Source organism: Sphingomonas mangrovi (assembly GCF_047975845.1).
In the GTDB taxonomy this organism is placed as follows: domain Bacteria; phylum Pseudomonadota; class Alphaproteobacteria; order Sphingomonadales; family Sphingomonadaceae; genus Sphingomonas.
This window is the reverse complement of record NZ_JBIUCZ010000007.1, coordinates 78,741-103,753: the sequence shown is the minus strand read 5'-3', so window position 1 is coordinate 103,753 and position 25,013 is coordinate 78,741. Positions and strand designations below refer to the sequence as shown.

Below are 25,013 nucleotides of genomic sequence, written 5' to 3'. Positions count from 1 at the left end.
GCTCAGCCGATCTTGATCGACTTGACGTTGACGAACTCCTTCAGGCCCTCAGGCCCATGTTCGCGGCCATAGCCCGAATTCTTGACGCCGCCGAACGGCAGGCTGGGCGTGGCGACGTCAAAGCTGTTGATGAACACCATGCCGGTATCGAAAAACTTCGCCGCCAGCTCGCGCGCACGATCGACGTTGCGGCTGAAGATCCCCCCACCCAGGCCATAGCGGCTGTCGTTGGCGATCCGCATCGCGTCGTCGTCGTCCTTGGCGCGGATGATCGCGGCGGCCGGCCCGAACAGTTCGTCGTCATAGGCCGGCTGCCCCGGCGCGACATCGGCAAGCACCGTGGCCGGATAGAACCAGCCGGTGCGATCGGGCACCGCCCCACCGACCAGCAAGCGCGCACCGTTGGCGACGCTTTCCCGGACCTGCCGGTCGAGCTGGTCGCGCTGGCTGCGGCTCACCAGCGGCCCGAGCTTGGTGTCGCCATCGGTCGGATCGCCCATCGTGATCGCGCCGAACTGCTCGACATAGCCCTTCACGAACGCGTCGTAGTTCTTCTCGGTGACGATGAAGCGCTTGGCGTTCACGCAGGTCTGGCCATTGTTGTAGAGGCGGCCTGCGACGCAGGTCTTCACCGCCAGATCGAGATCGGCGTCGTCGAGCACCAGATAGGCGTCGTTGGAGCCCAGTTCGAGCACGGTCTTCTTGACCAGTTCGCCCGCCTTTGCGGCGACTGCGCGGCCTGCGCGGTCGCTGCCGGTCAGGGTTACCCCGCGCACCAGGTCATTCTCGATGATCCGATCCGATTGCTCGTGCGTGATGATCAGCACGCCGAACAGCCCCTTCGGCAGGCCCGCGCGCTCGTACAGGTCGCGCAGGAACAGCCCGCTGCCGGTGCAGCTTTCGGCATGCTTGAGCAGCACGCCATTGCCCGCCATCAGGCTGGCGATCGAATAGCGCACCGCCTGATAGGCGGGGAAGTTCCACGGCTGGATTCCGTAGACGACACCGATCGGCGCGTGGGTGACGAAGGCGGTCGCCCCGTTCGCCTCGCGGGTATCGTCGGCGAGCTCCGTGGGGCCATGCTGTGCGGTATAGTCGCAGATCGCGGCGACGAGATCGACTTCCGCACGGCTGTCGCCGATCAGCTTGCCGACTTCGCGCGTCATCAACTGCGCGAATTCCTCCTTCGAATCGCGCAGCGCCCGGGCGATGGCGGCGATCACCTGCGCGCGCTCCTCCAGGCTGCGCAGCCGCCAGTCCAGGAAGGCATCGTGGCTCGCCTGAACGACGGCGGCCGCCTCTTCGTCGGACAGGAAGGCGTAGGTGTCGATGACCTCCTCGGTCAGCGGATTGATCGTCTGGAATTGATTGTCGTGCATGATGCAGGAATCCTTGTTCGGGGAGTAGGTGGGCGGCAGGCCGGGTCAGCCGTGCCGCGAACGATGCGTCGCGAGCGTCTTTTCGACGTCGGAGAGGGCGCGCCCGACCTCCTCGCGCCAGCCGCCGTCGGCCAGACGGCGCACTGCCGAATGGGCGGCGCACACGATCGGCGTTCCCGCCCAGCGATCGGCAAGGCCGCGCGCCCAGGCGGCGAATGCATCCGCCGCGCCGGGGCGCGGCTCCAGCGCCTTGCCGAGCATCGGATGGAAGCGCAGCCGCGACTGGGGAAGAACGGCTTTCAGCGGCCCCGGCGCGGCGAGCACGTTCAGCGTGTCGTCGACGTGCACGATCGCGCTTTCGCGGTGTCGCACGAGCACCGACGCGGCATGAACGCTGTCGTCGGCCGTCACCAGTTGGAGCCCGGCGGGAACGGTGAATTCCAGATCGGCGGCGAATTCGGTCTGGATCGCCGGGTCTTCGATCACCCCGCCCTCCCAAGGCAGTTCGGGCACCTGCTCGCGATGGCGCCGCGTGCCGATCAGCCGCGCGTGCGGCGCCAAGTGATGCGCCACCCGGCAGTGCAGCGTGTGAAAGGGATGCACGTTGATGATCGCGTCAACGGCGGTGCCATTGTCGGTCAGCGCCAGCAGGCTCTGCTTGTCGGAGTCTGTGGCCGAATAGCTGTCGATCAGCAGGAAGCGTCCGTTGGCGCGCCGAACCAGCGACATCTGCGTGCCAACGTCAATGAGCCCGCCGATTTTGAAAATCCCGCGAAAATTCCAAAACTTGTCGGCAAGCTGCTCCATCCGGCGATGCCTTTCTTTTCCGTTTGCCCGCCAGGCGGCGGCTTGCACGCATCCAAACCCCGCAGCCCGAAATAGTTCCACCGCTAGCGATTAAGTCGCGCACGAGGTTTTTGACCAGTGGCAATCGACGACGTCCGCGCTAACGTGACAGCGATGCAGCACTTGCGCTCACCTCTCTTCGAAATAGCTCAGCGTGCGGCCTCGGCCTCTCGCCCGCCCGGCATGTTCGCTGCGAAAGGTGGATGATGGGAGGTGTGAACGAGAGCGTAGCCGCGGCAGACCCGTTGGCCCTCGATCGCCAGCTCTGCTTCCAGTTCTATGCTGCGAGCAACCTGATCAACCGCCTCTACGCGCCAGTGCTGGCCGAGCTGGGACTCACCTATCCGCAATATCTGGTGATGCTGGTGCTATGGGAGCGCGACGAGATTTCGGTCGGCGTGCTGGGCCGACGGCTGCACCTCGACAGCGCCACGGTCACACCGCTGCTGAAACGAATGGAGGCGCTCGGCCTGGTCCGGCGAGAGCGCGATCGCGCGGACGAGCGCCGCGTGCTGGTTTCGCTGACGGAGGCGGGTCGATCGCTCCGGGCAAGGGCGGTAACGGTGCCGGAAACCATGATGCGCGGCCAGGACGCGGGGCAGATCGAGGCGCTTCGAGACACCGTCAGCGACCTCGTCGACCTGCTCGCCGCCGCCCAGCCCGCTCGCCGATAGCGCGGCGTAGGGCGCCGGCGCGGTCTGCGGACTGCCGCATCGCCTATCCGTCTGGGGCTGCCTGGATGCGCGCATATCCATCTGCCCAGCTCATCGCTTGCGGGATCCGGTGGCCCATCAGAATCAGACGCTGCGCAGCCGGCTTTGCTTCATTCGGAACGTGAAGCCGGTCAGTCGCCGGACTGATCGCGATCGCGCGGCGGTCCTGCCGGCGGCCGCGCCAGCGAACAGACCGCGGACGAACGCCCTGACATAGCAGCGGGACGAAACGCACCTACCCCACTCCCGCAGCGTCGATAATAGTTCGCAATATACCCTTGGTTATCGCCAGCTCAGCCGTTAACGGACGCGATCATTGCGAATGCCTCGCAATTCTAATCCGAGGAGGAGCACAGGTGTCGTTTTCCAGGGCAGCGATGATCGCGTCGGTTTCCGTTATCGCAGTGCCCGCATTCGCACAAAACGGATCGCAAGAGCCCTCGGCTGCGACTGACGAGATCGTCGTCGTCGGCCGCGCACAGCGGCTGTATCGCGTCGAAGAAACCACAGTCGGCAAAGCCGCTGAAGACCCGATGAACATTCCGCAGGCGGTGCAGGTCATCAACTCGGACCTGTTCGCCGACCAGGGCGCCCGCGATGCGACCGACATCTATCGCAACATCTCCGGGGTGAGCTTCTTCAGCTATTCCGGCGTTACCTTTCGCGGCTTTCGCCAGGACCAGTCCTTCTATGACGGCCAGCGCGGCAACCCGTTCATCGGCTTTTCCGTGCCCCAGCTGTTCAACATCGATCGGGTCGAAGTGCTGAAGGGCCCGGCAGGCCTGTTCTTCGGCCCGGGGTCGCCCGGCGGCATCATCAACTACGTGTCCAAGACCCCCCGGGACGAGACTGGCCTGCGCGCCGTGATCACCGGAGGAAACTATGATCGCGTCGGGATCTCGGCCGAAGCGACCGGCCCGATCGATAGCCGAGGAATTGTCACCTATCGCCTCGGCGGGTTCCATGAATCGACGGATCCCTACCGCCGCAACACGCAGCACAAGTCGCGCATTGGTGATGCGGGCATCGCGATCAGGACCAACGAAGGCGGCAAGCTGACGCTCCAGGCGACGGCCTACGACAACGAACTGCAGGCGAACCGCCTGCGCGGCGTGCTGGTGGACGACGACGGCAACTTCCTGACCGACATCCGCTGGAACGCCAACGAGAAGAGCGATTTCCTGAACCTGCGGTCAGAAGCCTATCAGGCGCGCTATGCCACGACGATCGGCGACAGGGTGACGTTCGATGCCGGCGCGCGCTACTTCAAGGCCAAGGAGACGCAGAAGTACCACGAGCCGCGCGGTCTGGTCGCCGGCAACCCCGACCTTGTGGTTCGCGAATTTCGCGATCAGATCCGCCCGGTGGACGGCTTGTCGTTCATGGCCAACATGACCGCGCGCGTAGATATCCTGGGCATGGAGCACAAGTTCCAGGCCGGGGCCGACTGGTACGACGAAAAGAGCGTGCTGCAATCGCGCATCCTGCGCGCGGGCGTGCCCCCGCTCAGCCTGAGCAACCCGGTCTATGGTCAGGCGGAGGGCGACGCGGCGCGCGCGGCGCTGTTGCCCTATACCACCACCGACACCCGCACCAAGCGCAAGGGCGCCTATCTCCAGGACCAGATCAGCCTCACCGACGCGCTGCTGCTGGTGGCGGGCGTGCGCTATGACAAGTTCGACGACGGGGTAACGACCAGCACCGGCGGCGACGCCACGGGCCGCTCTTCCTACTCCGACAGCGACGTGACGTTTCGTGGCGGTGCGATCTACAAGCCGCGGCCGGACATATCGCTCTATGCCAGCTGGTCGCAGAGCTTCGAACCGCAAGCCGCCGCAGACCAGAACGGCGACGCCGGCGGCCCCTTCGCCCCCGTCACGGGCAACCAGGTCGAAGGCGGGGTGAAGACCCAGCTGTTCAACGGCCGCCTGCAGGCGAACGCGGCCGCATACCGGATCGTTCGCAAGAACATCGTCCAGGTCGATCCCACGCTGCCGCCGATCAACGGCATCGACCAGCTCGCGCCTATCGGCGAAGTGACCAGCAAGGGCTTCGAGGTGGACCTGACCACCGACATCACGCCCGACTGGGTGCTGCTGGTGAACTACGGCTACAACGACACCAAGATCACCGGCACCGCCGAGGGGCAGTCGATCATCAACGCCGTGGGCGACCGCTTCGCCAACGCGCCCAAGCACAAGGTCGGCTTCTGGACGCGTTATCAGGTGCCCGCCATCGGTACGGCGTTCGCGGTCGGGGGCGAGCACGTGTCGCGGCGCATCAGCCTGTCCGGACAGACGGTGAAGCCATACACCATCTTCGATGCCTCGATCACCAAGAGCCTGGGCATCGCCGAAGTGCTGCTGCGCGTCGATAACATCTTCGACAAGGTCTATGCCGCATCCGGCTTTTCGGATCGCAGCGGGCACTTCCCCGGAGAGCCGCGCACGTTCCTGGCCGAACTGCGCCTGCGGTTCTGAAAGTGGTGAAGGCAGGGGGTTATGCGAAAGCCAAGGCCAAGGGGCGCTCGCTCTGGTGGCGGGTCCATAGCTGGGCCGGGCTGAAGCTGGCGATCTTCATGACCTTCGTGCTGGCTACCGGGACGTTGGCCGTCTTCGCGCACGAGATCGACTGGCTGGTGACGCCCGCGATGCGAGCGTCACCGCAGGATGGTCCCAGCGTCAGCTGGGGCACCCTTGCCGCTGCGGCCACGCGTGCCGAGCCGCACGGGCGATTGCAGATCATCTATGCCCCTATCGACCCCTGGTTCACGGCCGAGGTCTTGATGGACACTGGCGAAGGCGCGCCCCGCCGCGTCTATGTCGACCCGTGGAGCGGACGGGTGACCGGCACGCACGGCTGGGCCAATGTCCATCGCTTCCTGCGGCAGGTGCATCGCCACCTCATGCTACCGACGAAGATCGGCATCCCGATCGTGAGTTCGCTCGCGTTCCTGCTACTGGCCTCGCTCATCACCGGCATCGTCACCTACAAGAAATGGTGGCGCGGCTTTTTCCGGCTGCCGAAAGGCGGCGATGCCCGCAAGCTGAGTGGGGATCTGCACCGTCTCGGCGGGCTGTGGAGCCTCTGGTTCGTCGCCCTGATCGCGCTGACCGGGATGTGGTATTTGGTCGAGACGCTGGGCGGACGAGCGCCCGTCCCCGGTCTGGCGGAGGTCAGATCGGCGGCCGCGGTCCCGACGGGTGCCGAGCTCGATCGGTTGATTGCCGGCGCACGCCGCGAGCGCCCTTCTCTCGACATTCGCGAAATCCGGTTCACGCAGAAGAACGGCGTGGTGCTGCTCGGCCAGGAGCACGCCTGGCTGGTTCGGGATCGCGCCAATGAGGTAGCGGTCGATCCGGCCGACGGCCGCATCCTCACGTCGCTCGACGGCACCGATCTCGACGCCCATCAGCGGATCGCCGAGATGGCCGACCCCCTTCACTTCGGCACCTTCGGAGGCCTGGTGACCAAGGCGCTCTGGTTCCTCTTCGGACTCGTCCTGACAGGCATGTCGGGGACGGGCGTGATCATCTACGCCAAACGCCTGCAAAAAGCCGAGAAGGGTCAGCGGACGGCGCGCCGGATCGCATGGGCCGGGATGGGCGCATATGCATATGTCGGCATCGCGCTGATCCTCCTGGCGCTGGCCTTGACGCCATCCGCGATCGGCGGAGCCAGCTGATCATCGGAACTTCGCAACTAAGCCAGGTCTTTGCACCCGCACTGCCTCCCTTTGGAGAAGGTTTATTTGACGGGTTGAAACTCTCGAACCAGTTCGATGAACAGCCGCAGGCCGGTCGGGAGCTGCCGTCTGCTCGGGTAATAGGCGTGGAATCCGCTTCCCGTTGCCGCCCAGTCTGCCAGCACGACCTTCAATGCGCCTCGCTCCACATGCGCACGCAGCACGGGTTCCGCACCGTAGATGATGCCTGCGCCGCCGAGTCCGAAACCGAGGACGGCGTGGCTGCCGTCGGCGGTCAGCGGCCCAGGAACCGCTACGGCGATCTCCTCGTCGCCGCGTGCGAACTCCCACTGATAGATCCGGTTGTCCCCCAGCCGCATGCGCACGCAGCGATGGTTCGCCAGGTCCTGCGGCGTCGCCGGTTCGCCGAAGCGTTCGAGGTACGTCGGGGCAGCGGCGGCGACCCAGCGGATGTCCTGGGACAGTCGCTGTGCGATCATGTCCTCGGGGACCGTGCCGCCGTAGCGGATGCCGGCATCGAAACCGCTGTCGACGACGTCGATCAAGCGATTGCTGACGCTGACGTCGACTTCGACCTCCGGGTAGCGCTCGACGAACGCCGGAATGACGGGCTCGATCAGCAGCGGCACCGCATCCTCGAGAACGTTGATCCTGATCCGCCCGGCAGGCACGTCGCGGTAGCGGTGGAGGCGCTCGGCCGCCTCGCCGATCGTGTGTAGCGAAATCTCGATGCCGGCCTGCAGTTCTTCGCCCGCGGCGGTCAGGGTCACGCTTCGCGTCGTCCGGTTGAGCAGCCGGACCCCGCGTCGCTCCTCCAATGCGGTCATGGCATGGCTCATTGCGGAGGACGAAACCCCCATTTCCGAAGCAGCCTTCCGAAAGCTGCGATGCTTCGCGATGGCGATGAAATACGCGGAAATACGCGAAGTCCGCCAGGTCGGCACGGCTCAGGCTCATGTCGCCGCCATAGCGCATTGTTGAGCGCGGCTCATCAGATCATCCATCACGCGCCTACTAATCCGGGTAGGTGCGCCACCCTATCTCGTGGGTGTAGCGGCCACCATTCCGGCGCGCCGCCCGGGAAAGGATCGATCGTGATGATGAAGCTTTATGCAGCGACCATGGCCGTCCTGATCTCGGTATCGGGCGCGGCGCACGCGCAGGAAGGAACCAGCACCATGACCATCGAACGCAAAGAAGACATGAAGACGGTCGAAGGACCGGCCGAATACTTCACCGGCAAGGCGACGATCACCGGGCAGTTCCAGCGCGAGGCGCCGTCGAGGGTAACGGGCGCGATCGTCCACTTCGAGCCCGGCGCGCGCACGGCGTGGCACACGCATCCTGCCGGCCAGACGCTGATCGTCACCGAGGGCGTCGGCTGGACCCAGATCGAGGGCGGTCCGAAATACGAGTTCCATGCCGGCGACGTGCTGTGGTGCCCGGCCGAGCACAAGCATTGGCACGGCGCCACCCCGCACGACGGCATGACCCATGTCGCCATCCAGGAGTCGATCGACGGCAAAAACGTCACGTGGATGGAGAAGGTGACCGACGAGGAATATAACACCCCGCTCGGCAAGGAATGATCCGGTGCCGCACGTCATCGTGAAGCTCTGGCCCGGCAAGTCGGATACGCAGAAGCAGCGACTTGCCGACGCCATCACGCAGAACGTGACAAGCATCCTCGGCTACGGCGACGACGCAGTGTCGGTCGCCTTCGAGGAGGTCGCGTCGGCGGACTGGACCGAGCAGGTCTTCGAGCCCGACATTCTGGGCAAGTGGGACCAGCTTGCCAAGGAGCCGGGGTACGGCCCGCGGCCGGGGCAAGCGAGGTCCTGAAGCCCAGCCATCCACCTTCAATCGGCAGACGAGACCGGCTGCGGTCGTCGCCGAGCATCCAGCGAGACGAAACATGATCCTCCAAGAAACCTACACCCTGTCGAACGGCGTCACGATCCCGAAGCTGGGGCTCGGAACGTGGCGCATCGACGACGACGCCGTCGGGCAGGTCGTCCGTGCCGCGATCGACGCCGGCTACCGCCACATCGACACCGCCCAGGCCTATGAAAACGAACGCGGCGTCGGCGAGGCGGTGCGCGCCAGCGGCGTCGCACGCGACGAGCTGTTCGTGACGACCAAGCTGGTGGCCGAGGCGAAGAGCTACGAGGAGGCCAAGGCGCGTATCGACGGCTCGCTGACCACGCTCGGCCTCGACGCTATCGACCTCCTGCTGATCCACAGCCCGCAGCCCTGGGCCGAGTTCCGCGAGGGCGAGCGGTTCGACGAAGGCAATCTGGAAGCGTGGCGCGCGATGGAAGACGCGCACAAGGCGGGCAAGCTGCGCGCGATCGGCGTGTCCAACTTTGAACGCGCGGACCTCGACAATCTGATCGACAACGGCAGCGTCGCACCGATGGTCAACCAGGTCCTCGCGCACGTCGGCAACACGCCGTTCGACCTGATCGACTACTGCCGCGGCAAGGGCATGCTGGTCGGGGCCTATTCGCCGGTCGGCCACGGTGCGATCCTCGACCATCCGGAGTTGCGCCGGATCGCCGATCGCTACGACGTCGGCGTCGCCCAGCTCGGCATCCGCTACTGCCTCCAGCTCGGCCTGCTGCCGCTGCCCAAGAGCAGCAATCCGGAGCACCTGCGCAGCAACGCCGCGGTCGACTTCGCCATTTCGGACGACGACATGGCGGCGCTGAAGGCGATCGACGCGAGCGACAACTACGGCGAGGCATCCGCCTTCCCCGTGTTCGGCAAGAAGCGCGAGCGAGCCGCCTGAGCCAGAGGGAGCGTCGCGGCGGAGAAGCCAGCCGCTCCCCCCACCTTCCCGTCTGAAGGAGCACGATCATGGACTATCGCCATCTCGGCCGCACCGGCCTCCGCGTCAGCCCGCTGATCCTCGGCACGATGAACTTCGGCGAGCTGACCGACGAGCAGACCGCCTTCCGCATCATGGACGAGGCGCTGGACGCCGGCATCAACCACTTCGACACAGCCGACGTCTATGGCGGGCCGCAGAAGCCCGACATGGAGAAGGGGTACGGCATCTCCGAGGAGATCATCGGCCGCTGGCTGGCCAAGACCGGCAAGCGCGACCGCATCGTGCTGGCGACCAAGGTCTACCAGCCGATGGAGACCGGGCCGAACGATAAATATCTTTCCGCCTATCACATCCGCCGCGCGTGCGAGGCCAGCCTGAGGCGGCTCGGCACCGATCACATCGACCTCTACCAGATGCACCATGTCGATCCCGACACGCCCTGGGCCGAGGTGTGGCAGGCGATGGAGCAGCTGATCCGGGAGGGGAAGATCACCTATGTCGGCTCCAGCAACTTCGCCGCCTGGAACGTCGTGCAGGCGCAGTACGAAGCCGAGAAGCGCGGGCTGCTCGGCCTCGCCTCGGAGCAGAGCCTCTATAACCTGACCGAGCGGACGATCGAGCTGGAGATGATCCCGGCGCTGCGCGCGCTCGGCATCGGGCTGATCCCGTGGAGCCCGGTCGGGCAGGGACTGCTGACGGGCATCCTGGCCAAGCATGAGGAGGGCCGCCGGTCGAGCGACAAGCTGAACCAGCAGCTCGACCAAGTGCGTCCGCAGGTCGAGCGGTATGAGGCACTGTGCCGCGAGATCGGGGCCGAACCCGCGCACGTGGCGCTGGCGTGGCTGCTCCACAATCCGATCGTCACCGCGGCGATCACCGGCCCGCGCACCCTCGACCAGTTGCGCGACAATATCGCCGCGCTCGACGTCACCGTCTCCGAAGAGACGCTGAAGCGCCTCGACGAGATATGGCCCGGCCCCGGCGGTGAAGCGCCCATGGCCTACGCCTGGTGACGGCGTTGGCCCGAGCCGTCGATCCCACCGACGCGCTCGTCCTGTTCGCCGACCTGCAACCGGTGCTGGTTCGCAACAGCCGCACCAACACGCCGGCGATGATCGAAGCCGGCGCCGCCGCGCTGTCCGAGGCGGCGGGGTTGCTCGGCTGGCCGCTGCTGTTCAGCGTGGTGCCCGAGGACGGTGGATCCGCGACCCCGTTGCCGGGCCTTGCGCCATCCGCCACGGTGGAGCGAGTGTTCACGCGGCGCTGCGCGAGCCCCTTCGGGGACGATGCCTTCGCTGCCGCACTCGAGGCGACCGGACGCCGGACCATCGTGCTTGCGGCCTATTCCGTCGAAGCGGTGGTCCAGTTCGCCGCGCTCGACGCAATCGAGCGCGGCTATCGCGTGGTCGTGGCACTCGATGCCTGCGGCGCCCGCGCCGCGCGCACCGAAACGGCCGCGCTGCGGCGGATCGAGCGTACCGGCGCGATCGTCACCTCCGTGGCGGATATTCTGATGACGGCCGCCCCTGATTTCAACGCGTCGCCTGGTCAGGACGTCTTTGCAATCGTGCATCGCCTCATGGGTATGCGGATCGAAGATTGACGACGCCAAGCCTGCACCGTTGCCGCCGCATCCCCAGCATGCAGGCTCCATCAGCGCCCCGCCCCAGGTAAATCCTTCTCAAGTTCAAGCCGTACGAAAGCATTTCAGAACGACTGCACGCTCGGCGCGAGGGGCCAGATCGAGGGTGCCCGCGCAGCCAGCACGGCGTTGCGTGCGCGCCAAGCAGGGCGCATGAGAGGGCGATGACCCGAGTGAACGGCGTGCACCGTAAGAATAGCTCTACGATCGAGGATGTAGCGGCGGGCGCGGACGTCTCCATTCGCACCGTTTCCCGGGTGCTGAACAGGTCTGCCAAGGTCAACGAAAAGACGAGAAAGCGCGTAGAGCTAGTTATCGAACAACTCGGCTTTCGCCCGAGTGCGCGTGCGCGCGCGCTTGCGATGCGGCGGTCCTTTCTTATCGGCCTGATCCATCATGATCGTAACGCCCTCGTCCTGGGTTCGATACAGCGCAGCCTCGCCGACGCGGCGGCTGCGAAGGGCTACGAAGTCATCGTTCATCCCACTCCGCTCGAGCCGCAACAGGCTGTAGAGGACGTGATCGCGTTCGCGGAGCGCTCCCGAGTGGACGGGCTGATCGTCTTGCCGCCGATTTCGGAGTTTCTTCACCTCCCCGCGACGCTCTCCCGAAACGCGATCGCTGCCGTCGCCCTCTCCTCCATTGCTCTCGAAGGCTATCAGGATGTGATCGTGAGTGACGAGCGAGTGGCCGGTGCTCAGGTCGCGCGCTTCCTCATGGATCTCGGCCATCGCAGGCTCGGGATCATCAACGGCCCTGCGGACGCCACCTCCGCCAGAGAGCGCCGAGCGGGCTTCCTCGCGGAGACATCGCGCGAGGCCGGCGTCACCGTGGCGGAAGCGCCGGGGGATTACGGCTTCGTTTCGGGGGTCGCGGGAGCGGAGCAGCTGTTGTCGGCACCGAACCCGCCCTCCGGCATGTTCGCGGCGAACGACATCATGGCCGCCGGTGTGCTGAAGGTCGCCGCCCGGCGTGGCATCGCCGTTCCGGGCGCTCTTTCGGTAGTGGGCTTCGACGGCAGCCCCATCACCAAGATGCTCACGCCCGCGATCGCCTCGGTCCACCGCCCCTTCGCCGAAATGGCGGCAGCGGCGGCGGAACGCCTCATTGCACGGATCGAAGGCGATGAGATCCCGCCAACGCCGAGGATGACCCTCGCGCTGATGCCCGCGGAATCGACCGGGCCGGCTCCCAAGTAGCGCAGCGGTTCAAGACCCTGCGCGATCGGTTCGTACGATCGCGCAGCAACCAGTCATCAGCCGCCCGAGGGCGGTACCTCGTTGCCGCCCGGCTTCGCGTCGGGGCGCGGAGCGGCGACGCCGGGGCTCAGGCGAATGGCGAACGACGCCGGCTCGAGCTTCGTGCGATATTGTGGCAGAGGCTGCCCCAAGTCGCTCCACTGATTGTCTCCGCCCACCCCCCATTGCGAGACGTCGACGAGCAACGTGCCCTCCTCCTCCATCGCGATGTCGGTCCATTTCCATGTCCCAGGGGCGCGGCGGTACAGCGTGTCGTAGGCGAAGGGCAGCACGTTCATCATCAAGGGTCGGGAGCCCTCCACCCGAAAGCCGCGGTCCGCACCGGAGAGCTCCATCCAGCGGACGTCCACCTTGTTGCCGGTTTCCTGCGGCCGGATGTAGTCGTGCGGCTGGTCGCGGAGCGATCCGCGCCACAGGCCGACTGCCGCCGAACGCTTACGATCGACGTAGCTTTCGTGCGGCCCGCGGCCGTACCACTCGGCGGTGGTCAGCGCCCCGGGAAGCGTGAAGGCGAGTCCGACCCGGAACGGTGGCGGGAGGTCCTGCCGCAACGGTGTGAACGCGGCGGAGATCTGCACGGACCCGTCGGCGGCCATGCGGTATCCCGAACGGAAGGTCACCGCGGGTTCCGCGAAGCCCGCCTTCCAGGCGAACTCCACCACGGCTTCGGCCGTGCCGCCGGCATCGTGCCGGACCGTGACGCTCGAGACCTCGCGCGTTTCGCTCATGCCTTTCCAGATCGCCAGCTTCTTCGCGGTGCCGGTACCGAGGCTGGGATCGGTTTCGGCCCGCCAGAAGTTGGGGGCGCCGCCCTCGAGAAGCTGCCGATCATTCTTGGCGTAGGATGTCACCAGCCCGGTGCGACGGTCCAGGATCAGGACCGCCCCGGCCGCCGCAAACCGCACCTCGGTTCCGTTCTCGACCACCGACACCGCTCCCGAAGCAGGCGCCGCGGGCGCCGTATACGGCGACAGGGAGAATTGCTCCCATGCGATCGTCTCGCCAGCGGGAACGCCGGGGACCAGAGCTGCCGTGGATCGCGCGCGAACCGTCACGAAATACTCCGCATCGGCACGGCGCTCGATCGTCGAAACAGGAACAACGAGCGTACCCGATCCCCGTGCGGCGACATCCGGTGCCTCCAGAGACCCTGCCGCGACGACGTGCCCGTTCTCCAGCACCTCCCAGTCGAAGCGGTATCGGCCGAGATCGAGGAAGTCCTGCCGGTTGCGCACCTGAACCGATCCATCGGTAGGGTCGAAGTTCGCGAACTGGATCGGTGCGGACACCTTCTTCAGCTCGTGCAGCGCCGGGTTCGGCGTCCGGTCCGACTGGATCAGGCCGTCGCCGAACTCGATGTCTCCCGAATAATTGGGGCCGTATTCGCCACCGTCGGCCCAGTAGCGCCGACCGTCCTTGGTGTAGCCGTACATCGACTGGTCCACCCAGTCCCAGATGAACCCGCCCTGCAGCTTGTGAGGATGAGCATAGATCGTATCCCAATATTCCTGCAGGTCGCCCCCGGAATTGCCCATCATGTGCGCATATTCGCACTGGATCATTGGCTGACGGAACGACCAGTTCGTCGCATAGTCCGCCATCTTGACGGCCGGATCGTACATCGGAGCATAGATGTCGGCATACCAGTTGGGACGGTGATCGCCGACCGGCAACGGTCCCCAGCCGAGGTAGCTCAGCAGGCGGCCGGGATCGCGCTGCTTCACCTGCTGCGCGGCCGCTTCGAAGGTCGGTCCGATGCCCGCCTCGTTGCCGAGCGACCAGAAGATGATCGAGGGATGGTTCTTGTCCCGCTCCAGCATGTTCATCACGCGGCTGACATGCGCGTCGCGCCATGCCGGATCGAAGCCGATCTGATAGTCGGCGCGTTTGTCGGGCAAGCGGTTGCCGATCTCCATATAGGCGTGGCTCTCGATGTTGGCCTCGTCCATGACGTAGAGCCCGTAGCGATCGGCAAGCTCGTAGAGATAGGGGTCGTTCGGGTAATGGGCGGTGCGGATGGCGTTGACGTTGTTCGCCTTCATGAGCTGGACGTCGCGCTCCATCGATTCCCGCGACAGGACGTGGAACGTCTCCGGATCATGCTCGTGGCGGTTCACGCCCCGGATCGTGATCGGTCGCCCGTTCACGGTGACGAGGCCGTCCTTCATCTCCACCGTGCGAAAGCCGATCTGCGTCGGCGTGGACTGCACGAGACGCCCCGAGGAGTCCTCCAGTTCGACCAGCAGCGTGTAGAGGTTCGGTGTCTCGGCGGTCCAGGCGCGGACCGCGGGCACGTCCCCACGCAGGGTGAGGCTGCGCTGCGCGGCGCCCGCGGGGACGACAGCGTCGCGGCGGAGAAGGACCCTGTCACCGTCCATCAAAGTGAGGCGCGCGCGCGCCTTCGGCCCCGGCGTCACTACGAGGTCGGTGGATAGGCGCCCGTTGCGGTAGCTGCCGTCCAGATCCGCATGGACGAAGAAGTCATCGATGCGCGCCTTGGGTGCCGCGATGACGAAGACGTCGCGCTCGATTCCCGACACGCGCCAGAAGTCCTGATCCTCCAGGTAGGAGCCGTCGGACCAGCGGAACACCTGGATGGCAACGGTGTTTCGGCCAGTACGCGCATACGGCGTGATGTCGAACTCCGACGGCAGCTTGCTGTCCTGGGCGTAGCCGACCTTCCGTCCGTTGACCCAGACGTAATAGGCGGAGCCGGCCGCGCCGATGTGCAGGATCAGGTCCTTGCCGTCCCAGTCGCGCGGAACGTCGAAATCGCGCCGATAGGAACCGACCGGGTTGGTCGCGTGCGGGATGAGTGGGCGGTTGGCCGGGAAAGGATATTTCCAGTTGTTATAGACCGCCTGGCCATAGCCTTCCGCCTGCCAGTCTGAGGGCACCTTGATCGACCGCCACTGCGACACGTCGAAGCCGGGATCTTCGAACCCGGTCGGCACTTGGTCCGCGCCCGGGGAGAAGGCGAACTTCCACAGCCCGTTCAGTGACTGGTAGCGGGTTGATCGCGCGGGGTCGCTGGACAGGGCGCGCTCGCGGCTCTCGAAGGGGAAGCCGGTCGCGCGCGCCGGACGCTTGCCGCGTGCGAACACCGCCGGGTTCTCCCAATCCGGGCGGCTGGGATCGACCTGAACCGGATGGACCTTCGGATCGCCCGGCTGCGCCGGAATCGCGACGGCGCCTCCGGCGACCGCAACGGCGACCACGAACGAACCAAGTCTTGCCAGCTTCATCTGCATCTCATCCAATGGGTCCGGGCGCGCCCGGTTCTCTCGGCGGCAGCAGGGTCAAGAACACCCCATGCGTACCCCCTCTCTCCGATGCCTGGTCCGTCCCGACAAGCGGGCGGGCATCGGCACGCGGGGCAAGCCGTCGTCGCCCACGTGCCGACACCGCCATCGCGAACCCCGCCGCCTGCTCAGCTCTTGATGCGGACGACCAGCCCGATGCGGCGGTCGACGACACTGTTGAAGCGCGGGCGGATGGTTTCGCCGAAATAGGTGTTGGTGGAGGAATTGAGGAGATTGGAGGCATCCAGCGAGATGTCGAAATGGTCGTTGACGGTGTAGCCGATCGACGCATCCAGCTGGTCGAAGGGCCGCACGTAGATCGGCAAGGCGCCCGATCCCGGACCGCTCGTCGTCTCGACGTAATCGTCGCGCCAGGTGTAGGCGACGCGTGCGCGGATTCCGTTCTTCTCGTAGAAGCCGACCAGATTGTAGCTGTTCTTCGACAGACCTTCCAGCGGCACCGTCTCGCCGGCGATCGGCCCCGGCGCCTTGGAGTCCACATAGGTGTAGTTGGCCTGGATGCCGAAGCCGTCGAGCGGCTGCGGCAGGAAGTCGAAGAAGGTCTGGACGCCGACTTCGAAGCCCTTGATCGAGCCATCATCGCCATTTTGCGGCCGGTTGATGTCGGCCTGCGTCACGTTCGGGAAGGCAGGGAGATTCACCGTCTCGCGCGAGATGAAGTTCTGGATGAACCCGCTCACGTCCTTCTTGAACCCCGACAGATACGCATAGCCGTTGCGCGTGAAGTAATACTCCAGGCTGGCGTCGTACGAGGTCGAACGCAGCGGCCGGAGGTCGGGATTGCCCGCGTTGATGTTGAGAACGCCGCTCGCGGCCAGCGAGGTCACGTTCAACGTCGGGCTGAGGCTGCCGAACCCGGGGCGCGTGAGCTGCTTCGCGGCGGCCAGGCGAAGGAAGAGGTCGGGCATGATCTTGAAGCGGATGTTCGCGCTGGGAAGGAAGTTCTCGTAGCTTGAATCCTGGTTGATCGGCGAGGTTGCCCCGGTGGGTGCGGTCACCACGCCGACGGTCGAGAGTTCGGTCTTGAGGTACCGTGCGCCGAAGGTCCCGTCGACCGGGATGCCGAGCGGCTCCAGATCGAACCCTGCCTGGCCATAGGCCGCATAGGTGCGCTCCTGCTGCGAGTAGGTGTTGGCAGGGTTGAACTGCGGCTCGCAGACTGTGTCGCCGAACACCTGGCAGAGCCGTGCCTGGTCGCGCTGCAGCCAGATCGGCACGGAAAGCACGACGTTCATCGGATTGGGGACGTTGCCGTTGCGGTAGAAGTTGTTCGCCAGCCCGATCGGCACGAAGGCTTCCGGCAACACCGTTCCCGGGAAGGTGTTCGCCGGCTGTCCGGGCGCTGCGGGTGGGAAGTGGTTCTGCGTCCCCTGCCTGCGGTCGACGTTCCGGTCGGTGAAGCGCCCGCCGATCGAGACGGATTTGAGCACGGAGTCGGTGAAGCTGTATTCGGCGTCCGCGCGCCCGGCCCATCCGTCGCTGCTTGCCACCTCGGTCTGCGCGAATGATTCCAGGAACCGGTATTTCGCGATGTTGTCGAAGTCGAACCCGGTGAGGTTCAGCAGGACCTGATCGCCCTGCGTGTCGAAGTCGAGCCGGGTGCCGGCAGTGTTGCCGTTGTTGCCGACGCGCGTCGCGCTGAAGTCGCTGGTGCGGGTCGAGTCCGTATAGGCCAGGTCGGCCGACAGCTTCAGATTGTCCGTCGCCTCCCACTCGGCACCGCCGGCCAGCTGCCACACCCGGGACCGCGAGGGCGCCAGGCTGGCGTTGGCGGTGAACTCGACGTCCCGGTACGATCCCGACCGGACGACGTTCGTTCCCTCGTGGAAGGTGAAGGTCGCATCCGGCGCGGCCAGCAGCGGCCCGCGATTTGCGTAGGCCAGATAGCCTTCCTGCTCGTACTTGTACCGGTTGTAGAAGCCCTCGAAGTAGACGGAGAGGCGCTCGCTAGGCTTCCACTGGATCGCGCCGTTGAAGGCGGTACGCGTCCGGTCGGTGATCTCGATCGTGGCGCCGCCCCCGTTGGGGGCGAGGACGAGATCGCCCGGATCGACCGCCTGTGCGGCAGCGTTGGTGGCGTCGATCCCTCCGAACACGCCGTTGCCGTTGAAGTCGACGAGGTTGTAGCGGTTGTTGAAGGGTTCGGCGCCCTGCTGGTCGCGACGCCCCGCCGACCGTATGAAGGCGCCGCCCAGCAGGATGCCGATCTCCCCGGCGCCGGTATCAAAGCGCGTGGAGACCAGCCCCGACACCTGCGGCCGCGAGCGCTCGACGAAGTCGTAATAGTTGTTGCGGACGCTCAGGCTGGCCTGAAAGCCGGCGAAATCGAATGGACGACGGGTCTTCAGATTGACGACGCCGCCGAGGCCGCCTTCGATCAACGCCGCGGAGGGGTTCTTGTACACGTCGATCCCGGCCAGCACCTCTGCCGGGATCGCCTCAAGCGAGAGGCTGCGGCCGTTGTCGCTGAACGCCTCGCGGCCGTTCACCAACGTGCTCGTCTGGGTGAGACCGCGGATCGAGATGCCGCTGCCTTCGCCGTGATGTCGCGTGATCTGGACGCCGGGAACGCGCTGGAGCGCTTCCGCCAGATTGTTGTCCGGAAGCTTGCCGATGTCCTCCGCGACGATGGAGTCGACGATCTCGGATGCGTTGCGCTTGATGTTCTGGGCGGTCCGAAGACTCTGGCGAAAGCCCGTCACGACGATGTCGCCTGCGGGACCGGCCTCACCGGCGGAAGCCTGGCTCTCGAACACCTCCGCCTGCTCCACCCCCGGAGTGGCAGTCTCTTGTGCAAACGCCAGACTGGGCAGGAACGCGGCCGTTACCCCGATGCCGGTTAGCAGCCTCACTGTAAGCTCGGACATGTTGAATCCTCTCCGATCTGTCGCACGGGAATCCAACACAGCCGTTGATTCCGCCGCAGGTCTTCCGCCTTGCGCCACGATCCTGCGGGTGTGTTCACCCTTCACGATCCGTACATTTGTCAGAGTAAACTGCCGATACGATCCTCGTCAAAGCAATTATTGCCAGCGCTGGCAAAGCTCATTCTGAACCGCGGCAGCTTCGTCGATGCTTCGACTCATGAGAGGCTGTTCGGAAAATTGGCGAGGGGGTTTGTGGAGGAACGTTCTGTTCGACTCAGGCTCTGCATGTGCACGCAGCAGAGCCGCGGGCGAATGGCCCGCATTGCCAGAAAGACGAAGCGCTACCCCAGAGATCTGATCAAGGAGGAATGAAAGCGCCTAGCGCCCTTGATGCCCAAGCCGGAACGCCGGGGCACTCCCCGCGAGGTGGATTTCCGCGAGGTGATCAACGCCGTGCGCTACCTTGTTCGTTTGGGCTGCGGCTATCGGCGTCCAAAAGGCACCCCATCTGCGGATGCGCGCGCCAGGTATGACGGGCACAGCATTCGCCCTGATTGGGGCGTAGGGAGAGCGTAGCCCGACCGGAGGCGCGGGATGTCGATCGCCGGCCTGCCGTTGACCGAAATGTTGATGATCCGCCCCTCGTCGCGCAGCATGAAGTACTTCACGGCAGTAGCGGAGATACAACAACCATTTTCAATTCCATAATCTTGGCAAAATGCTCGTCGGCGCATTGCTCGTTCGCGAATATGCGCCCGCCTCCAGCATCTTGGACGAGTTCGTCTTGCTGTTTTGCGTCAGCATGTCGTGCGGGTCGGCGAATTCGACCACCGACCTGCCCGAATCGAGCGTGTCGATCATCGCCCCTTCTCTAGGTCGAGGAGCGCCGTCGCGCCCGAATAGCCCTTCGGCCAGCCCGCGTAGAACGCGATCTGCGCCATCGCCGCGCCGATCGTGTCTCGGGTGAGGCCGTTAGACAGGCCGGTCTTCAGGTGAAAGCCGAGCTGCGCCGCGTCGCCGCCCGCGGTTAACGCGGTGATGGTGGCGAGACTGCGGTCACGCGGCGACAGGTCGGTGCGCCGCCACAGATCGTCGAACAGCACCTTGTTGGTCATCTCCGCGAGCGTGGGAGCGACGGTGCCGACGCCCTCGCGCACGGACTGCGAACGCTTGCCGTCGCCTTCCGGTGCCGCCCGCATCGCCGCCCGCGCGGGTTGCGCCGCAGCTGTCTTGATGCCGCGTTCCTTGAACACCTGATCGGCCACCTTCGCCGCGGACATAGCGTTCGGCCAGCCGGCGTAGAAGGCGAGCTGGGTAATGATGCCGCCGATCTCGGCCGGCGTCACTCCGTTGTCGAGCGCGCGCCCGATGTGAAATCCGAGCTGATCATCCTTGCCCGTCGCGATCAGCGTCGCAACGGTGATGAAGCTGCGGTCGCGGGGGGACAGGTCGGAACGCTTCCACAAGTCACCGAACAGCGTGTCCTGCGTATAGCGCGCCAGCGCCGGGGCGCTCTGCCTGACATAGTCGGGAGCCTGCTGCGGCTCTGCCCTTGCTGTAGCAGAAGAGGGCAAGGCCAGGCTCGCGATCAGCAGCGGCGCTGCGGCGGCTATCCTGATTTTCACCATGACCAACCAACGCATCGGGCGTCGATCCGATGCTGGAGATCAGTCGAACGGGGCGATGAGTGACGCTCACCGTCCCGCTACGTCATTTGAGCGGACTGTAGCCGGGCTGCTTGAATAGCCTGTCCTCGTTGGCCCGGATGTCGCGGTCGTAGACCTCGACCATCCAGTCGGTGGGCTGCACGTCTTCGATCGCGACCGACACCGCATCATCGTCATGGCCGAGCGCCGTCGTCACCGCCTGCGTAATTCGGTCGGCGAGGTCCTGCTTCTCGCCATCGCTGCGCCCGGCGTACATCTTGACGTGGACGTGAGGCATCAGGCGTCCTCGAACGCCTTGCGCGCCTGCTGAATCCCGGTCATCGCGCTCGGCCAACCGGCGTAGAAGGCGATGTGGGTGATCGCAGCAATGATCTCCTCCTTAGACAGGCCGTTCTCCAGCCCCTTTTTCAGGTGAAAGCCAAGCTCGTTGTGGCGGTATTGCGCGACCAGCGTGGTGATCGTCACCAGGCTTCGCTCGCGGGGCGACAGCGTCTGGTCCTCCCAAACCGTGCCGAACAGCGTCCTGTCGGTGATCTCGGCGAGTTGCGGCGCGATGTCGCCAAAGCTGTCGCGGGCGTTGTTCGGTTCGTCTGCCATGATAGGGGCCTCTCTGTTGCTTGCAGGCACGGGGGGAACGCTCAATGCGCGGTGAAGCCCCCATCGACCGGCAGGCCGACGCCGACGACGAAACTCGCCGCGTCGCTGCACAGCCACATGACGGCGGCGGCGACCTCGTCCGCACGGCCGAGGCGACCGATCGACTGCTGCTTCATGATCTCCGCCATCGCGTCGGCCTGGCCTTCCAGCATGTCCGCCACCATCGGCGTTTCGATCGTACCGGGGCAGACCGCGTTCACGCGGATGCCGCGCGGGGCATATTCGACGCCCGCGCTCTTGGTCATGCCCAGCACCGCATGCTTGGTTCCGTGATAGGAGGCGCGCCCCGGAAGGCCGACCAGCCCGCCCAGTGACGAGCAGTTGACGATCGCGCCCGATCCTTGGTCTCGCATCACGCGCAGCTCGTGCTTCATGCACGCCCAGACGCCGCGCTGGTTGATCGCGGTCACGCGCTCGAAGCTTTCGAGCGGCTCGTCGGCGGCATCGGACGGCGGCACCTGGATGCCGGCATTGTTGTAGGCCATGTCGAGCCGGCCAAACGCGGCGACGGTGCGGTCCACCATCGCCGCGACCTGATCCTCGTCCGCTACATCGCAGGCGATGCCGATCGCCTGCCCGCCCCCGTCGCAGATGCGCTTCGCCTCGCGTTCGGCGAGGTCGCCGTCGAGATCGGCGAGCGCGACCGCCGCGCCGTTGGCGGCGAACATGCGCGCGGCGGAGAGGCCCATGCCCATGGCGGCGCCCGTCACCAGCGCCACTTTGCCCGAGAAGTCGTAAATCGGGTTCATCGTATCACGCGGCAAGCGTCGCGTTGTCGATGACGAAGCGGTACTTCACGTCGCTGCGCTGCATCCGGTCATAGGCAGTGTTGATTTCGTCAGCGCGGATCATCTCAATATCTGCCACCACATCGTGTTCGGCGCAGAAATCGAGCATCTCCTGCGTCTCGCGAATGCCGCCGATCAGCGATCCGGCGAGACTACGTCGTTTGAATACCAGCGCCCCGATGTCGGGCGCAGGGTGCGGATGCTCGGGGACGCCGACCAGCGCCATGGTACCGTCGCGCTTCAGCAGGTTCAGGTAGGCATTGAGGTCGTGGCTCGCAGCGACGGTGTTGAGGATGAAATCAAAGCTCAGGGCATGCGCGTCCATCTCCTCGCTCACGCGCGAGTTGATGACCTCGTCCGCGCCCAGCCGGAACGCGTCCTCTCGCTTCTCCTCCGACGTGGTAAAGGCAACGACGTGCGCGCCCAGCGCATGCGCGATCTTCACGCCCATGTGGCCCAGCCCGCCGATTCCGACAATGCCCACCTTCTTGCCCGGTCCGACGTTCCAATGGCGCAGCGGCGAATAGGTGGTGATGCCCGCGCAAAGCAGCGGGGCGACGGCGGCAAGCTGGTCTTCGCGGTGGCGGATCTTTAGCACGAATTTGTCGCTGACCACGATCGATTGGGCATAGCCGCCCAGCGTATGGCCGGGCGCCGTCTCGGTCGGGCCGTTATAGGTGGGCGTCATACCGTTGAGGCAGAACTGCTCCTCGCCCGCCTCGCATTCGGCGCAATGCTGGCAGCTGTCGACCATGCAGCCGACGCCGACCACGTCACCGGTCGCAAAGGCCGTGACCTCGTCGCCGACTGCGCTGACGCGGCCGACGATCTCGTGACCGGGAACGCACGGGTACAGCGTGCCTGCCCATTCGGCGCGCACGGTGTGGAGGTCGGAATGACACACGCCGCAGTAGGCGATGTCGATCACGACATCGTGCGCGCCGGGCGTGCGGCGCTCGATGGTCATGGCTTCGAGCGGCTTGTCAGCGGCGAACGCGCCAAATGCTTGAACGGTCATGGGGTCTCCACATCAGTGTCCGACCCGATATGGGAAGCGGAGCGGCCGACGATCAGGCCGCTATCGCTCTACGCCGCGATGAGCGCCATTCATCAAGCGCGGTAGAAACCGATCGGTGCCGTCTCGCGGATCAGGTCGATCAGCAATCTCAGCCCGGTCGGCAGTTGACGGCGGCCGGGATGATATATCTGGTAGCCGGGGCCGGTCGTCGCCCACTCCTCCAGGACGAGGCGAAGCGAGCCGGCGGCGACATGCTCGGCGACGATCGGCTCCGGCCCGTACATCAGCCCGGCGCCGCCCAGCGCCATCGCCAGCATCGGGCGGCTGTCGTCGACAGTGACCGTGCTCGGCACCGCCACGTCGAACGGCCCGTCCTCGCCCTCGAACTCCCAGCGGTAGATGCGATCGTCGCCTAGGCGCACACCGAGGCAGCGGTGGGCGGCAAGGGCGTCCGGCGTCTGTGGCACGCCGAACCGGGCGAAATAGTCGGGCGCGCCTGCAACCACCCAGCGGATCGGTGGCGACAACGTCTGAGCGATCATGTCCTCCGGCACCGTGCCGCCGTGACGGATGCCCGCATCGAAACCCTCAGCCACGATGTCCACCATCCGGTTGGAGGCGACGATGTCGACCGCCATGTCAGGATAGCGGTCGACGAATTGCGGCATCACCGGCGCGATCAGCAGGATCGCCGCATCGCCGACGACGTTGAGGCGAACTCGACCGGCGGGCGCGTCGCGGAAGCGGTTGAGCAGGTCGACCGCGGTATCGATCCGCTCAAACGGATCGGCGATCGCATCGCGCAACGCCTCGCCCGCTGCAGTCAGCGTGACCGAACGATTGGTTCTATTGAGCAGGCGGACGCCGATCCGCTCCTCCAGCCCGCGAAGCGAATGACTGAGCGCGGACGGGCTGACACCGAAGTCGAGCGCCGCGCGGCGGAAGCTGCCGTGGCGTGTGATCGCCAGGAAGTAGGAGAAATCGGCGAGGTCGGCACGCGAGGTTGGCATGGCAATATCATGAGCCTTGACAACCCCGTGCGCAACGACCGAGCGAGCGCGCCGACCCGTGATATTCCGGGTCGGTTACCGGCTCCACCGGATCGATGTCCTTGCCGTGGGCCCATTTCGGTTACCGCATTGTGGCTCATGCCGTAGTCGACGGTGGCGCCGTGCCAATGCTTCCTGCCTTTGCCGAAGAACACGGTTTCACCGGAACGGACCGCCTCGCATGGCCCGCTCTCCGTCTGCACCCGGTCCTTGCCGACAGTGATGACGATGAACTGACCGACCGGATTGGTCCGCGCGCCCGGGGCGAAGGTGACGTGGCCGGAGCCGACACGGCTCGGCTCCTCACCCGAAGCGAGAGACTCGATGCGGACGTAATCGGCGAAGTTGTCGGGCACGTTGCCCTTCATCGAGACGGCGGACCGTTGCGAGGTGAAATACGTTCAATCTCGTAATCGAGCGAAGCTTCTTCAGAACCGATCCGCTCGGCTTCGAATGGCCGAGCGATGGCGTTGAGCGAGCATCATCGCCGCGTCCGGCTCCGCTCAGCTTTCGCCCGCTGCTGCTCACCCTACGTGTCATCAGAACAGCGCACCCGGAGATCACATGACCGACCGCCCCCGCATCATCTGCCTCATGACGTCCTCGCTCGACGGACGGCTGCACCCGAGCCGCTACACCGCGAGCCCGGACGGCACGCGCGAGGACTGGAGCACCGCCTACGAGGCAATTCACGACGCGGCGCAGGCGGACGGCTGGATCGTCGGGCGCACGACCATGGCCGAGATGGCCAAGGGCGAACCGCACCCGCCCGCCTATGTCGATTCGCCCGCCCGCCCGCACCATGTCGCACGACGCGAGGGGCCGTTCGCGATCGCGCTGGACCGGTCGGGCAAGCTGCACTTCACCAAGCCGGAGATCGACGGCGACCATGTCGTCGTGCTGCTCGGTCCCGACGTGCCCGACAGCCATCTCGCCGAACTTGCGGAGGACGGCGTGTCGTACTTCGTCGCGCAGGACGAGGACATGGCGCTCGCACCGCTGATGCGGACGCTCGTGCGGGAACTGGGCGTCGAGACGCTGATGCTGGAGGGGGGCGGCCACGTGAACGGGTCGTTCCTTGCCGCCGGGCTGGTGGACGAACTTCACGTGGTGGTTGCACCCGCACTTGATGGCGCGCCCAACACAGCCATCGTCGAGGCGGGCGAGGACGGGCTGAAGGGCAAGGCCAGGCTGTCGCTCGCCGGTTGCGACCGGCTGGACGGCGGCGCCGTGCATCTCCGCTATACGGTCACCGCCGGCTGAACG

Annotated in this window: 22 protein-coding genes and 1 pseudogene; 11 read left to right on the top strand and 12 right to left on the bottom strand. The window is 65.7% G+C overall.

Translation table 11 applies throughout. The features are described from left to right. Positions 1–2 precede the first annotated feature (2 nt). Together ACBY01_RS05700 and ACBY01_RS05695 are read right to left on the bottom strand one after the other, a co-directional pair. Positions 3–1,379: an NAD-dependent succinate-semialdehyde dehydrogenase gene (locus ACBY01_RS05700; protein ID WP_416459813.1), complete on the bottom strand. Its 1,377-nt coding sequence runs from the start codon at positions 1,377–1,379 to the stop codon at positions 3–5. Between the two features lie 45 nt (positions 1,380–1,424). Then, on the bottom strand, positions 1,425–2,186 hold the full coding sequence (locus ACBY01_RS05695) for a hypothetical protein (protein ID WP_416459812.1): 762 nt from the start codon (positions 2,184–2,186) through the stop codon (positions 1,425–1,427). 254 nt (positions 2,187–2,440) lie between these two features. Between ACBY01_RS05695 and ACBY01_RS05690 the strand changes: the two genes are divergently transcribed. The 3 genes from ACBY01_RS05690 (at position 2,441) to ACBY01_RS05680 (ending at position 6,623) form a co-directional block, all read left to right on the top strand. Continuing rightward, positions 2,441–2,899 (top strand): MarR family winged helix-turn-helix transcriptional regulator, encoded by a 459-nt coding sequence (locus ACBY01_RS05690; protein ID WP_416459811.1) that lies wholly within the window; start codon positions 2,441–2,443, stop codon positions 2,897–2,899. A 317-nt stretch (positions 2,900–3,216) separates the two neighbouring features. Continuing rightward, positions 3,217–5,418, top strand: coding sequence for a TonB-dependent siderophore receptor (locus tag ACBY01_RS05685; RefSeq protein ID WP_416459810.1), 2,202 nt, complete (start codon positions 3,217–3,219; stop codon positions 5,416–5,418). A gap of 2 nt (positions 5,419–5,420) precedes the next feature. Further along, entirely contained in the window at positions 5,421–6,623 is a 1,203-nt protein-coding gene (locus ACBY01_RS05680; protein WP_416459809.1) for a PepSY-associated TM helix domain-containing protein, read from the top strand. Positions 6,624–6,685: 62 nt separating this feature from the next. Here the strand turns inward: ACBY01_RS05680 and ACBY01_RS05675 are convergent, their stop codons facing one another. Then, on the bottom strand, positions 6,686–7,588 hold the full coding sequence (locus ACBY01_RS05675) for a LysR family transcriptional regulator (RefSeq protein WP_416459808.1): 903 nt from the start codon (positions 7,586–7,588) through the stop codon (positions 6,686–6,688). A 153-nt stretch (positions 7,589–7,741) separates the two neighbouring features. On the opposite strand from ACBY01_RS05675, the gene ACBY01_RS05670 reads away from it, so the two are divergent. The 6 genes from ACBY01_RS05670 (at position 7,742) to ACBY01_RS05645 (ending at position 12,318) form a co-directional block, all read left to right on the top strand. Next, positions 7,742–8,233 (top strand): (R)-mandelonitrile lyase, encoded by a 492-nt coding sequence (locus ACBY01_RS05670; RefSeq protein WP_416459807.1) that lies wholly within the window; start codon positions 7,742–7,744, stop codon positions 8,231–8,233. Between the two features lie 4 nt (positions 8,234–8,237). Then, entirely contained in the window at positions 8,238–8,486 is a 249-nt protein-coding gene (locus ACBY01_RS05665; RefSeq protein ID WP_416459806.1) for a tautomerase family protein, read from the top strand. A gap of 73 nt (positions 8,487–8,559) precedes the next feature. Then, entirely contained in the window at positions 8,560–9,435 is an 876-nt protein-coding gene (locus tag ACBY01_RS05660; RefSeq protein ID WP_416459804.1) for an aldo/keto reductase, read from the top strand. A gap of 68 nt (positions 9,436–9,503) precedes the next feature. After that, positions 9,504–10,490 carry an aldo/keto reductase gene (locus tag ACBY01_RS05655; protein ID WP_416459803.1) on the top strand — a complete coding sequence of 329 codons (987 nt, stop codon included), beginning with the start codon at positions 9,504–9,506 and terminating at the stop codon, positions 10,488–10,490. Continuing rightward, positions 10,487–11,080, top strand: coding sequence for an isochorismatase family protein (locus tag ACBY01_RS05650; protein WP_416459802.1), 594 nt, complete (start codon positions 10,487–10,489; stop codon positions 11,078–11,080). Before ACBY01_RS05655 ends, ACBY01_RS05650 begins: the two co-directional genes overlap by 4 nt. Before the next feature lie 203 nt (positions 11,081–11,283). After that, entirely contained in the window at positions 11,284–12,318 is a 1,035-nt protein-coding gene (locus ACBY01_RS05645) for a LacI family DNA-binding transcriptional regulator (RefSeq protein WP_416459801.1), read from the top strand. Positions 12,319–12,374: 56 nt separating this feature from the next. On the opposite strand, the gene ACBY01_RS05640 is transcribed toward ACBY01_RS05645, so the two are convergent. Continuing rightward, a complete protein-coding gene (locus ACBY01_RS05640) occupies positions 12,375–15,623 on the bottom strand; it encodes a glycoside hydrolase family 2 TIM barrel-domain containing protein (protein ID WP_416459800.1) in 3,249 nt (1,082 codons plus the stop codon). Positions 15,624–15,808: 185 nt separating this feature from the next. Continuing rightward, positions 15,809–18,568, bottom strand: coding sequence for a TonB-dependent receptor (locus tag ACBY01_RS05635; RefSeq protein WP_416459799.1), 2,760 nt, complete (start codon positions 18,566–18,568; stop codon positions 15,809–15,811). A 285-nt stretch (positions 18,569–18,853) separates the two neighbouring features. Here ACBY01_RS05635 and ACBY01_RS05630 point away from each other — a divergent pair. Then, positions 18,854–19,144 (top strand): annotated as a pseudogene (locus ACBY01_RS05630) (transposase). A 120-nt stretch (positions 19,145–19,264) separates the two neighbouring features. Here ACBY01_RS05630 and ACBY01_RS05625 read toward each other — a convergent pair. From ACBY01_RS05625 to ACBY01_RS05595, 7 genes are all read right to left on the bottom strand, one after another. Further along, positions 19,265–19,429, bottom strand: a complete 165-nt coding sequence (locus ACBY01_RS05625) for a hypothetical protein (RefSeq protein ID WP_416459798.1) — start codon at positions 19,427–19,429, stop codon at positions 19,265–19,267. Beyond that, complete coding sequence (locus ACBY01_RS05620) at positions 19,426–20,211, bottom strand: carboxymuconolactone decarboxylase family protein (RefSeq protein ID WP_416459797.1); 786 nt, start codon at positions 20,209–20,211, stop codon at positions 19,426–19,428. Before ACBY01_RS05620 ends, ACBY01_RS05625 begins: the two co-directional genes overlap by 4 nt. Positions 20,212–20,278: 67 nt before the next feature. Then, positions 20,279–20,512, bottom strand: coding sequence for a tautomerase family protein (locus ACBY01_RS05615; RefSeq protein ID WP_416459796.1), 234 nt, complete (start codon positions 20,510–20,512; stop codon positions 20,279–20,281). Continuing rightward, positions 20,512–20,832 (bottom strand): carboxymuconolactone decarboxylase family protein, encoded by a 321-nt coding sequence (locus ACBY01_RS05610; protein ID WP_416459795.1) that lies wholly within the window; start codon positions 20,830–20,832, stop codon positions 20,512–20,514. The genes ACBY01_RS05615 and ACBY01_RS05610 overlap by 1 nt, the downstream gene beginning before the upstream one ends. Positions 20,833–20,873: 41 nt before the next feature. Continuing rightward, complete coding sequence (locus tag ACBY01_RS05605; protein WP_416459794.1) at positions 20,874–21,656, bottom strand: glucose 1-dehydrogenase; 783 nt, start codon at positions 21,654–21,656, stop codon at positions 20,874–20,876. Beyond that, positions 21,646–22,698 carry an NAD(P)-dependent alcohol dehydrogenase gene (locus tag ACBY01_RS05600; RefSeq protein ID WP_416459793.1) on the bottom strand — a complete coding sequence of 351 codons (1,053 nt, stop codon included), beginning with the start codon at positions 22,696–22,698 and terminating at the stop codon, positions 21,646–21,648. Before ACBY01_RS05600 ends, ACBY01_RS05605 begins: the two co-directional genes overlap by 11 nt. A gap of 92 nt (positions 22,699–22,790) precedes the next feature. Further along, positions 22,791–23,708: a LysR family transcriptional regulator gene (locus tag ACBY01_RS05595; RefSeq protein ID WP_416459792.1), complete on the bottom strand. Its 918-nt coding sequence runs from the start codon at positions 23,706–23,708 to the stop codon at positions 22,791–22,793. 603 nt (positions 23,709–24,311) lie between these two features. Between ACBY01_RS05595 and ACBY01_RS05590 the strand changes: the two genes are divergently transcribed. Then, the gene (locus tag ACBY01_RS05590) at positions 24,312–25,010 is read left to right on the top strand and encodes a RibD family protein (protein WP_416459791.1); all 699 of its coding nucleotides are present in this window, start codon (positions 24,312–24,314) and stop codon (positions 25,008–25,010) included. Positions 25,011–25,013: the final 3 nt, after the last annotated feature.

Bases quoted from the DNA above. Each gene is read 5' to 3' on its own strand.
- ACBY01_RS05635 (WP_416459799.1), bottom strand. From the start codon at position 18,568: ATGTCCGAGCTTACAGTGAGGCTGCTAACCGGCATCGGGGTAACGGCC.
- ACBY01_RS05660 (WP_416459804.1), top strand. From the start codon at position 8,560: ATGATCCTCCAAGAAACCTACACCCTGTCGAACGGCGTCACGATCCCG.
- ACBY01_RS05640 (WP_416459800.1), bottom strand. From the start codon at position 15,623: ATGAAGCTGGCAAGACTTGGTTCGTTCGTGGTCGCCGTTGCGGTCGCC.
- ACBY01_RS05700 (WP_416459813.1), bottom strand. From the start codon at position 1,379: ATGCACGACAATCAATTCCAGACGATCAATCCGCTGACCGAGGAGGTC.
- ACBY01_RS05610 (WP_416459795.1), bottom strand. From the start codon at position 20,832: ATGGCAGACGAACCGAACAACGCCCGCGACAGCTTTGGCGACATCGCG.
- ACBY01_RS05595 (WP_416459792.1), bottom strand. From the start codon at position 23,708: ATGCCAACCTCGCGTGCCGACCTCGCCGATTTCTCCTACTTCCTGGCG.
- ACBY01_RS05695 (WP_416459812.1), bottom strand. From the start codon at position 2,186: ATGGAGCAGCTTGCCGACAAGTTTTGGAATTTTCGCGGGATTTTCAAA.
- ACBY01_RS05620 (WP_416459797.1), bottom strand. From the start codon at position 20,211: ATGCGTTGGTTGGTCATGGTGAAAATCAGGATAGCCGCCGCAGCGCCG.
- ACBY01_RS05670 (WP_416459807.1), top strand. From the start codon at position 7,742: ATGATGAAGCTTTATGCAGCGACCATGGCCGTCCTGATCTCGGTATCG.
- ACBY01_RS05590 (WP_416459791.1), top strand. From the start codon at position 24,312: ATGACCGACCGCCCCCGCATCATCTGCCTCATGACGTCCTCGCTCGAC.
- ACBY01_RS05645 (WP_416459801.1), top strand. From the start codon at position 11,284: ATGACCCGAGTGAACGGCGTGCACCGTAAGAATAGCTCTACGATCGAG.
- ACBY01_RS05600 (WP_416459793.1), bottom strand. From the start codon at position 22,698: ATGACCGTTCAAGCATTTGGCGCGTTCGCCGCTGACAAGCCGCTCGAA.
- ACBY01_RS05655 (WP_416459803.1), top strand. From the start codon at position 9,504: ATGGACTATCGCCATCTCGGCCGCACCGGCCTCCGCGTCAGCCCGCTG.
- ACBY01_RS05615 (WP_416459796.1), bottom strand. From the start codon at position 20,512: ATGCCTCACGTCCACGTCAAGATGTACGCCGGGCGCAGCGATGGCGAG.
- ACBY01_RS05625 (WP_416459798.1), bottom strand. From the start codon at position 19,429: ATGATCGACACGCTCGATTCGGGCAGGTCGGTGGTCGAATTCGCCGAC.